Origin of the sequence: Parasphingopyxis sp., from assembly GCF_052168295.1 — a bacterium.
Taxonomy (GTDB): domain Bacteria; phylum Pseudomonadota; class Alphaproteobacteria; order Sphingomonadales; family Sphingomonadaceae; genus Parasphingopyxis.
Window position 1 is genome coordinate 20,514 of record NZ_JBQLZN010000005.1, and the last position, 9,180, is coordinate 29,693.

General features: G+C 65.3%; 10 protein-coding genes. 9 read left to right on the forward strand and 1 reads right to left on the reverse strand.

Annotation, left to right across the window (positions count from 1 at the left end):
* Positions 1–95: 95 nt before the first annotated feature.
* The 3 genes from ACTS1Z_RS00945 (at position 96) to ACTS1Z_RS00955 (ending at position 2,833) form a co-directional block, all read left to right on the forward strand.
* Entirely contained in the window at positions 96–1,679 is a 1,584-nt protein-coding gene (locus ACTS1Z_RS00945) for a M23 family metallopeptidase (protein ID WP_442622556.1), read from the forward strand.
* Between the two features lie 90 nt (positions 1,680–1,769).
* Entirely contained in the window at positions 1,770–2,552 is a 783-nt protein-coding gene (locus ACTS1Z_RS00950) for a precorrin-2 dehydrogenase/sirohydrochlorin ferrochelatase family protein (RefSeq protein ID WP_442622557.1), read from the forward strand.
* Positions 2,549–2,833 carry an HNH endonuclease gene (locus ACTS1Z_RS00955; RefSeq protein WP_442622558.1) on the forward strand — a complete coding sequence of 95 codons (285 nt, stop codon included), beginning with the start codon at positions 2,549–2,551 and terminating at the stop codon, positions 2,831–2,833. Before ACTS1Z_RS00950 ends, ACTS1Z_RS00955 begins: the two co-directional genes overlap by 4 nt.
* A 6-nt stretch (positions 2,834–2,839) precedes the next feature.
* Here the strand turns inward: ACTS1Z_RS00955 and ACTS1Z_RS00960 are convergent, their stop codons facing one another.
* Positions 2,840–3,406, reverse strand: coding sequence for an HNH endonuclease (locus tag ACTS1Z_RS00960; protein WP_442622559.1), 567 nt, complete (start codon positions 3,404–3,406; stop codon positions 2,840–2,842).
* Between the two features lie 187 nt (positions 3,407–3,593).
* Between ACTS1Z_RS00960 and gluQRS the strand changes: the two genes are divergently transcribed.
* The 6 genes from gluQRS (at position 3,594) to egtD (ending at position 9,113) form a co-directional block, all read left to right on the forward strand.
* A complete protein-coding gene (gluQRS, locus tag ACTS1Z_RS00965; RefSeq protein WP_442622560.1) occupies positions 3,594–4,469 on the forward strand; it encodes a tRNA glutamyl-Q(34) synthetase GluQRS in 876 nt (291 codons plus the stop codon).
* Between the two features lie 66 nt (positions 4,470–4,535).
* Positions 4,536–4,757 (forward strand): twin transmembrane helix small protein, encoded by a 222-nt coding sequence (locus ACTS1Z_RS00970; RefSeq protein ID WP_442622561.1) that lies wholly within the window; start codon positions 4,536–4,538, stop codon positions 4,755–4,757.
* 37 nt (positions 4,758–4,794) lie between these two features.
* Entirely contained in the window at positions 4,795–5,373 is a 579-nt protein-coding gene (locus ACTS1Z_RS00975) for a cob(I)yrinic acid a,c-diamide adenosyltransferase (protein ID WP_442622562.1), read from the forward strand.
* A 54-nt stretch (positions 5,374–5,427) separates the two neighbouring features.
* On the forward strand, positions 5,428–6,882 hold the full coding sequence (locus tag ACTS1Z_RS00980) for a hypothetical protein (RefSeq protein WP_442622563.1): 1,455 nt from the start codon (positions 5,428–5,430) through the stop codon (positions 6,880–6,882).
* The gene (gene egtB, locus ACTS1Z_RS00985) at positions 6,869–8,146 is read left to right on the forward strand and encodes an ergothioneine biosynthesis protein EgtB (protein ID WP_442622564.1); all 1,278 of its coding nucleotides are present in this window, start codon (positions 6,869–6,871) and stop codon (positions 8,144–8,146) included. Before ACTS1Z_RS00980 ends, egtB begins: the two co-directional genes overlap by 14 nt.
* Before the next feature lies 1 nt (position 8,147).
* A complete protein-coding gene (gene egtD, locus ACTS1Z_RS00990) occupies positions 8,148–9,113 on the forward strand; it encodes an L-histidine N(alpha)-methyltransferase (RefSeq protein ID WP_442622565.1) in 966 nt (321 codons plus the stop codon).
* The last annotated feature ends 67 nt before the right edge of the window (positions 9,114–9,180 follow it).

Genomic DNA, 9,180 nt, shown 5'->3' on the forward strand with positions numbered 1-9,180 from the left:
ACTGGCCGCGGCTTAATTTGACTTTAACGCTTTTTAACCACAACGGTCGGACCGGAGATACGCCCGGGTGAAATCAGGCGACAAGCGGGGTCGGTTTGTATCAACGCAACGAATTTGAAGGCAGTCAGGGGAGCGGGACAGCCGCGCTTTCCTTCGATTCCGTCCTGTCCGCGAAGGCGCCGGACAAGGCGGCCTCCGGCGCATCGCAATTCCGCCAGTCGCTGGCCGGAAATGCATCGACGGCGCGCTGGCGCGATCTCGACCTGATCGTCGATCTCGGCGCCCAGGTCGGCAGCAAGACCTGGTGGCGCGGCGCGGCGACTTGCGCCGCATTGTGCGTTACGACCTTTCTGCTCGCGCCGAGCGTCGAGGCCATTCCGACGGTGGCCGAACCGATGGACGAGGCCGAATGGGACGAGGCGCGCGCGCAGGCGATCACGCCGCTCGCGCTGGGCGGCGATACCGGCCGCCGCATGGCCGCGACCGAAGCGGTCGAGCCGCTCGCGGGAACGCCCGAGCGCCCCCGTATCGAACTGACCGCGACGCTGGGCCGCGGCGATGGTCTCGACCGCGTGCTGCAGCGCGCCGGCGTGTCGCCCGGCGAAGCCGCCGAGCTTGAAGCGATGATCTCGGGCGCGGTGCCGATGTCCGATATCCGCCCCGGTACGGTCATGTCGATCGTGCTCGGCCGCCGCCCCAACCGCACGGTGCCCCGGCCGGTCGACGAAATCGCCTTCCGCGCGCGTTTCGATCTGAAGCTCGAAGTTGCGCGCGTCGACGGAGCGCTGCGGCTCAACGAAATTCCGATCGCGGTCGACGATACGCCGCTCAGGATCCGCGGCCGGGTCGGCTCCAGCCTTTATCGCTCGGCGCGCGCCGCCGGTGCGCCGCCGGCAGCGATCCAGGAATATCTGCGCGCCATCGGCACGCGGCTGTCGGTCAACCGCGATATCGGCGCGGATGCGACATTCGATATCATCGTCGAGCATCGCCGCGCCGAAACCGGGGAGACGGAAACCGGGCGGCTGATCTATGCCGGCCTCGAACGCGGCGAGCGCGAGACGCAGCTCCTGCGCTGGTCGGTCAATGGCGAGGATCAATGGTTCGAAGCCTCGGGCGTCGGCCAGCAGACCGGACAGATGCTGATGCCGGTCAATGGCCGGCTGAGTTCGGGTTTCGGCTATCGCCGCCATCCGATCCTCGGCTATCGCCGCATGCATACGGGCCTCGATATCGCCGCGCCGACGGGGACGCCGATCCGCGCGGCCGCTTCGGGCACCGTCAACTATTCCGGCCGCAATCGCGGCTATGGCAATTATGTCCGGATCAACCATGGCAGCGGCATCCAGACCGCCTATGCCCATATGAGCCGGATCGTCGCGCGCAACGGATCGCGCGTCACCCAGGGCCAGATCATCGGCTATGTCGGCTCGACAGGCATGTCGACCGGCCCGCATCTCCATTATGAGCTGATCCGCAACGGGCAGAAGGTCGACCCGCGGTCGGTCAGCTTTACCCGGCAGGCGCGGATCACCGGCGAGGAGCTGCAACGTTTCCGCGCGACGCTCGCCAACCTGCTCGAGGTCGAACCGGGCGCGGCGCTTGCCCGCCGGAACGAGCGGGACGAACCGGAAGTCGCTTCGCGCGGAGACCGCCGGCCGGAACGTTCGCGCAGCTAGAGCAGCGTCCCCGATCGTACCGAACACAGGCTGAATGGGGTGCGATAAAGCGCTTCGCCAGTTCCCGTCCGCCTGCTATGGGTCTCCGCGATGCAGAATCTGCCGATCTTCATCCGCCTGCTCAACCGCCCGGTCATCCTGCTGGGCGAGGGCGAGGCGGCGGATGCCAAGCGCCGGATACTCGAGCGCGCGGGTGCCGAAATCGTCGATGAGGACGAAACGGCCGCCTTGGCGGTCGTCGCGCTGGAAGACGACGAAGCGGCAGAGGCGGCGGTCGACCGGCTCAAGGCGCGAGGCATTCTCGTAAATGCGGTCGACCGGCCGAAATTGTGCGATTTCACGCTGCCGGCGATCGTCGATCGCGATCCGGTGATCGTGGCGATCGGTACGGGCGGCGCATCGGCCGGCATGGCGAAATCGCTGCGTCAGCGGCTCGAACAGATTTTGCCCGCGCGGCTCGGTGCCATCGCCCGGCGGCTGCGCGACAAGCGTCCCGATATCAAGGCGAAATGGCCGGACGGCGATGCGCGGCGGCGCGCCATCGATGCCGCGCTCGACGAAGGCGGCCCGCTCGATCCGCTGGCCCCGCATGTGCCGCGCGACGTCGATGCCTGGATCGACGGCGATGACGACGGTCCGGCGGGCAAGGATCAGTTCGAGATCGTCCAGCTGCGCTCGGCCGATCCGCATGACCTGACGATTGGCGAGACGCTGCTCCTCGGCCGCGCGGATACGCTCTATCTGGCGCCCGGCGTGCCCCAGGCGATCTCCAACCGGGGGCGAGCCGACGCGCAGCGGGTGAATGCGAGTACGATACCCGACGATCCCGCGCCCGGCCTTTCGGTGTTCGTGACCGTAACCCCGGTCGAGTGAGCGAACCGCCGACGCGTTGCTTCCTTTGCGAAAGGCCGCTGGGCCGCCGCATCGAGTGGCATCATCCGGTTCCGAAATCGAAGGGCGGACGCGATCGCGTGCCGGTGCATCCGATCTGCCACCGGACGATCCATCGCCATTTCACCAATGCCGAGCTCGCACGCATCGGCGCGGATGCGGTTGCGATACGGTCAGATTCGGAGATTGAGAAATTTGTGGCCTGGCTTGCGAACAAACCGCCGGACTTTCACGCCGCAACGCGCGGCAGGCGCAAGCGATAAGGTCTATTACTCCTCCAGCTCGACATCCCAATATAGCCAGTCGCGCCAGCTTTCGTGCAGATAGTTGGGCGGGAACTGCTTGCCATGCTGTTGCAACTGCCAGGTCGTCGGGCGGTGCGGCGGTACCGTGAGGCGCATATTCGCCTGTTTCGGGGTGCGCCCGCCCTTTTTGAGGTTGCACGGCGCGCAGGCGGTGGCGACATTCTGCCAGGTCGTTTTCCCGCCGAGGCGCCGCGGGACGACATGGTCGAAGGTAAGGTCGTCCGGCCGCCCGCAATATTGGCAGGTGAAATGATCGCGCAGGAACAGGTTGAACCGGGTGAAGGCCGGATATTCGCTCGGCCGCACATATTGTTTGAGCGCGATGACGCTCGGGATCTTCATCGTCAGCGATGCGCTGTGCACTTCGCGCTCGTAATTTTCGACGACATTGACGCGCTCGAGGAACATCGCCTTGATCGCTGTCTGCCAGGGCCACAGGCTCAGCGGATAATAGGATAGCGGCGTATAGTCGGCGTTGAGCACGAGCGCCGGGCAGCTATCGGGATGGCGGATAAGATCGGGATGATACATTGGCCGACTTGTCTCCAGCTCTGCGAACCGCAAAGCCAGCGCCCTTCGACCTGTCGCACTCAGGACGAAAGAGACCGGCATTCCGGCTCTTCCATCTGTTGCCACGCCATTAGACAGATTAACGTGACGCGATGATGACAACACCAGCCGCGACTCGCGGTCAAGAGCCGGGTTGAGGATTTTGCGGATGAGTGAGTCCTTCACGACACGTTTTGCGCCCAGCCCGACCGGGCGGCTCCATCTCGGCCATGCCTATTCGGCGCTGATGGCGTTCGACGCGGCGCAGGCGGCGAGCGGCGCCTTCCTGCTGCGCTTCGAGGATATCGATACGGGGCGGGTGCGCGCGGAATATTATGACGCGATCGAAGCGGATCTCGGCTGGCTCGGCATCGCGTGGGATGAGGCGCCGATGCGGCAGTCGGACCGGTTCGAGGTCTATCGCGACGCGCTCGACGAGTTGCGGTCGCGCGACCTGGTCTATCCCTGTTTCTGCACGCGCAAGGAGATTGCCGTGGAGATCGCCGCGAGCGCGAGCGCGCCCCATGGCCCCGATGGCCCGCTCTATCCGGGCACCTGCCGCCGGCTCGATGAGGCGGCGCGTGAACGCCGGCTTGCCGACGAACCGCATGCCTGGCGGATCGACATGACGCGCGCTGCGGCGCTGGCCGGGCCGCTCTCTTGGACCGATGCCGAAGCGGGCGAAGTCGAGGCGCAGCCCGGAATCCATGGCGATGTCGTGCTGGCCCGCAAGGATGTGCCGACCTCCTATCATCTCGCCGTCACCGTCGACGATGCGGCACAGGGGATCACCGATATCGTGCGCGGGTCTGACCTGTTCCCGGCGACCCATATCCACCGGTTGTTGCAGCATCTGCTCGACCTGCCTGTGCCACGCTATCGCCACCATGGCCTGATCGCGGACGAGAGCGGCAAGCGGCTCGCGAAGCGGGACGATGCCCGCTCGCTCGCGGCGCTGCGCGAGGCGGGCGTTACGGCGGAAGAGATATGCGCGGCGTTGCGCGCCGATCCGCCCGATATCGCGCGTCTCGAACCGGCCGGATAAGCGCAACCGCGGACCCCGGCCAAAGTTCAGGGTGGATTTAGCGCCCCACAGGCCTACATTGCCGCCATGCAGATATTTCTCACCGTCCTCCTGATCGCGGCCATGGCGGCGACCGTATTTTTCCTCATCCGCGGCATCGTCGCCTTTTTGAAGACGACCGAGGCCGATCTGATGGGCGAGGGTCCCAACCGGTCCGGCATGAAGCAGAACAAGGCGATGCAGGGCCGCATCATCATGCAGGGCGTGGCCGTTGCCATCGTCGTGCTGCTGTTGCTGCTGACGCGTTGAATTTTGCACGTCTGATCACAGCGAAGGTCTGACGATCATGGTCAAACTCACCAAAATCTACACGCGCACGGGCGATGACGGCCTGACAGGGCTCGTAGACGGCTCGCGCATTTCGAAAGCCGATGCGCGCATGGCGGCGATCGGCGATGTCGACGAGGCGAACAGCGCGCTCGGCGTCGTAATGGCGCAGGGGCCGGCCGAACCCTATCGCGCCATGCTAGCGCGCATCCAGAACGAGCTGTTCGATCTCGGCGCCGATCTGGCGACGCCCGCCGCCGAGGATGACGATTTCGCGCCGTCGGAGATGACACTCCGGATCACGGCCGGTCAGGTCACGCGGCTCGAAACCGAGATGGACGAAATGAACGCGGCCCTGGAGCCGCTGGCCAGCTTCATCCTGCCGGGCGGCGATCCGGTGGCGGCCGGAATCATGCTGGCAAGGGCCGTCGTCCGCCGGGCCGAACGCATGGCCGTCGCCGCCGCGACCGACAACCGGATCAACCCGCAGGCGCTTGCCTATGTGAACCGGCTATCCGATCACCTGTTCGTGATGGCCCGCGCGATCAACGAGGCCAATGGCGGCGATATCTTGTGGGAACCGGGCGCAACCGGTTGATTAGCCATGGTACGCCAGATACATAAGCCGCCCTCCCCATCGTAAGAAGGGTTCATGCCGACCTCCGACACCACGCTTCTGCTCGCCGATGTCACCATCGCAAAAAATGCGGTCGAAGCGCGCTATCGGATCGCCGACCTCTCCTTCGCGACCGCCATCTGGTACGACAGCGTCGATTTCGACGATCTGCGCGCGCGGTTCGGCGATAGCTTCGTTGAGCGTCTCGGCTTTCACGTCGCCGCTTTCGAGATGAACAAGGTGGCGAGCCTCAAACCCGCGCGGATCGACTGGGGCGATTACAGCCATTTCGCCGATGCCGATTTCAACCGGCTCTGGGCGAGCGTGTTCGAGAATGTCTGGGCGCAATGGCGCTACGAAAACCGGATCACGGACTATCGCGTGCCGGCGCTGCCCGAGCCCGCCGCGCCGACGGCGGCGCCCGTGACGCGCGACCTGCCCGACGATCGCTATCTCGCCTTTTGCGGCGGCGGCAAGGACAGCCTGTTGACGCTGACCCTGCTCGGCGATCTTAACGTCCGCTATGACAGCCTCGGCTATTCGGCCTCTTTTTACGGCACCGCGCCGGAACAGCACGCGCTGATCGACCGGCTGCTCGACCATGGCACGCCGGCGCGCCGCCACAAGCAATGGGTCAGCGACCAGTTTCTCGACGTGCCGGTTACCGAGCTTCGCCCCGATTTCGGTGTCGACTATATCACCGCGGCCGAGACGCCGAGTTCGATCTTCGCCGCGCTGCCCATCGTGCTCGCGCACGGCCATCGCTATATCTGCCTCGCGCACGAACGCAGCGCCGATACCGGTCAGGTCGAATGGAACGGCGAGGATATCAACCATCAATGGGGCAAGTCCTTCGCGGCCGAAGCGCTGCTCAACAGCTATATCCGCGACCATCTGATCGCCGATTTCGATTATTTCAGCATCCTGAAACCGGTCTACGACGTGGTGATTTTCGCCGCGCTGACCGGCGCCGAGGATGCGGTGCCCGATACGCATAGCTGCAACGTCGCCAAGCCCTGGTGCCTGTCGTGCCCCAAATGCCTCTATGTCTGGCTTGGCTATGCGGCGTTTCTCGACCGCGAGACGATGATCGCGACGTTCGGCGATGTGAATTTGCTCGACCGCGACGACAATATCTTCACCTATCGCCAGCTCGTCGGGCTCGAAGACCAGCTCCCGTTCGAATGTATCGGCCAAGCGCGCGAGGCGGCGCTGTTCATGCGGCTTGCCGAGCGGCGCGGCTGGTCGGGCAGAGTGCTCGAGGCCTGCCGCGATGCGCTGGACGCGCTCGATCTCGACGCGGTGGCGCGCGACTATACGGCGCTCGATTTCGATCGGCCCAATATCCCCGCATCGATCCGCGAAGGGCTCAAGGCTCTGTTCGAGCGCTCGGCCGCTATCGCGCGCGAACGGATTGCGGTACTTTCCGGCAGCGAAACTCCGGCCCCTGAAAGCGGAGGCGTTTATGAGCCCGTCCATGCTCGACGATAGCCTGTCGCACGCCGATGCGACGCAAGACGATCTGGCGTCTGCGTACAGGTCAGTCCGCCAACTGAGCGAAGACCTCGCCGCGCCGCTGTCCGATGCCGACGCGACCGTTCAGTCGATGACCGATGCCTCGCCGGCCAAATGGCATCTCGCGCATGAGAGCTGGTTCTTCGAAACCTTCGTGCTGCGCGATCATGTCGATGGCTACGAACTGTTCGACGCCGAATGGCCGTTCCTCTTCAACAGCTATTACGAGGCCGAGGGCGAGCGGCAGCTGCGCGCGCGGCGCGGCATGATCACCCGGCCGACGCTCGACGAGGTCCGCGCCTATCGCGCGCACGTCGACGATGCGCTGCTCGCCGCGCTGCCCGATCTCGATGCCGAGGCGCGGACGCTGATCGAACTCGGGCTCAACCATGAGCAGCAGCATCAGGAATTGCTGCTCATGGATATCCAGCATCTCTTCGCGGAAAACCCGCTGGAACCGGCCATGTTCCCGGTGCGGCAGTCCGATCCGGTGGACGCGGCGGGCGAACTGGGCTGGATCGAGGGCCGTAGCGGGGAAGCGGAGATCGGCTGCGATGGCGCGGGTTTCGCCTTCGATTGCGAGGGGCCGCGGCACAAAGTCTATCTCAACCCGCATGCGCTGGCCGACCGGCTGGTCACCAACGGCGAATGGGCTGCCTTTATCGAGGATGGCGGCTATGCGGACCCTGCGCTCTGGCTCTCCGATGGCTGGACATGGGTGCAGGAGAACAAGATCGCCGCGCCGCTCTACTGGCGCACGGGCGACGAGGGGGAATGGTATCGCTTCGGCCTCGCCGGCGCGCAGCAGCTCGATCCGCACTCGCCGGTCTGTCATGTGAGTTACTATGAGGCGGACGCCTTCGCCCGCTGGACCGGCTATCGGTTGCCGACCGAAGCGGAATGGGAAGCCGCCGCTGCGCCGATCGACAGCGATGCGGGGAATCAGCTCGATGCAGCCGCGGAACCGCGGCCCGAAGCCGTGCGCCCGGCCAAGGGCCTGCGCCAGATGTTCGGCGATGTCTGGGAATGGACGGCCAGCGCCTATCAGCCGCATCCCGGTTTCCGCGCGGCCGAAGGCGCGGTCGGCGAATATAACGGCAAGTTCATGGTCGGCCAGTATGTGCTGAAGGGTGCGAGCTGCGCCACGCCGCGCGGCCATAGCCGGGCCAGCTATCGCAACTTCTTCTATCCGCACATGCGCTGGCAATTCGCCGGACTGCGCCTCGCACGGGATCTCTGACATGGCCGATACCGAAACCGATGCGGGCGTCGACCCCGCCTTTCGCCGGGATGTGCTCGCCGGGCTGGAAATGCGGCCGCGGGCGATTCCGGCGCGCTGGTTTTACGACCTGCGCGGCTCGGAACTGTTCGAGGAGATCACCGAGCTCCCCGAATATTATCCGACCCGGATCGAGCGCTCGATTCTCGATGAGCAGTCGGCCGCGATCGGCGACGCGATCGGCGGCGGGCAGGCGGTTGTCGAATTCGGTTCGGGCTCGTCGGCGAAGACCCCCTTACTGCTGAATGCGATTTCCCCCGCCGCCTATGTGCCGATCGATATCTCCGGCGAGTTTCTGCGGGAGTCCGCGGACGCGCTGAGCGCCGATTTTCCCGATCTGCCGGTCCACCCGGTCGAAGCCGATTTCACCCATCCCGTGCCGTTGCCCGCGGCGATTGCCGATTTGCCCAAGCTCGGTTTCTTTCCGGGCTCGACGATCGGCAATTTCACGCCGCCGCATGCCGTCGATTTCCTGCGCGCGATGAAGGAGACGCTGGGGACGGGTGCGATGCTGCTGATCGGCATGGACCGGATCAAGGACGAGGATGTGCTCGTGCGCGCCTATGACGATGCGGCGGGCGTGACGGCGGCGTTCAATCTCAACCTGCTCGAACGGATCGATCGCGAGCTGGACGGCGATATTCCTTTGGACGCATTTCGCCACAAGGCGGTGTGGAACGACATGCTCGCCCGGATCGAGATGCATATCGAAGCGGTACGCGACGTGGAATTCTCGGTGGCCGGGCGCGATTTCGCTATGGCCGAAGGCGAGACGATCCATACCGAGAACAGCCACAAATACGGCCCGCGCGACGCCCGCATCCTGCTGCGCGCCGGCGGCTGGACGGTAACGCGCGAATGGACGGACGAAGCGGGGCAGTTTGCGCTGCTGCTCGCCGAAGCGCGGCCCGAGGTTACGGCGCCTTAGAGTCTTTTGTCAGACTCGACCTAGCGGTCGAGCGCGGCACCGGCCCTCTCCCCCTCCCGACCTCCCA